This is a genomic window from Ectothiorhodospira shaposhnikovii (assembly GCF_016584105.1).
Classification (GTDB): domain Bacteria; phylum Pseudomonadota; class Gammaproteobacteria; order Ectothiorhodospirales; family Ectothiorhodospiraceae; genus Ectothiorhodospira; species Ectothiorhodospira shaposhnikovii.
Genome location: NZ_NRSM01000100.1, coordinates 1 through 530, shown reverse-complemented (window position 1 = coordinate 530; position 530 = coordinate 1). Strand labels below are relative to the sequence as shown.

Sequence of the window (530 nt, the reverse complement as noted above, 5' to 3'; positions counted from 1 at the left end):
ACCGCTTGACCATATAACCCCAAAAAGTCTGAGACTAATGGCGCAGTTGCTCATGCGACATGACATTTGAGAGAACTAAACTACATTTACTCTCGCCTAGATGTTTTCCCGAATTGTTAAACAACTTCACCGGTACAGTGCCGATGAATAAAAAAGACAGCCAAAAGACAAACGTCGCAAGGCATCAGGCCTTCGCCTTACAACCCTTCTCTTTTGACTGCCCTAGAACTTGGTGGAGCCAGTCGGGATCGAACCGACGACCCCCTGCTTGCAAAGCAGGTGCTCTCCCAGCTGAGCTATGGCCCCCAAATCAAATATGGTGGGTCTGGGTGGATTTGAACCACCGACCTCACCCTTATCAGGGGTGCGCTCTAACCAACTGAGCTACAGACCCAAGCTCAAGTCCACTGCAAATCAAGTAGCTTGTGAGGATGCTCGCGCCAAGGCTTGTCACGCTCGCTCTTAAAGGAGGTGATCCAGCCGCAGGTTCCCCTACGGCTACCTTGTTACGACTTCACCCCAGTCATTGA

Annotated in this window: 2 tRNA genes and 1 rRNA gene; all 3 read right to left on the bottom strand. The window is 50.9% G+C overall.

Annotated features, from left to right (window positions below):
• Positions 1 to 230: 230 nt before the first annotated feature.
• A tRNA-Ala gene (locus tag CKO35_RS17580) sits at positions 231 to 306 on the bottom strand.
• A gap of 11 nt (positions 307 to 317) precedes the next feature.
• Positions 318 to 394 (bottom strand) — tRNA-Ile (locus tag CKO35_RS17575).
• A 70-nt stretch (positions 395 to 464) separates the two neighbouring features.
• Positions 465 to 530 (bottom strand): 16S ribosomal RNA (locus CKO35_RS17570); the annotation flags it as partial.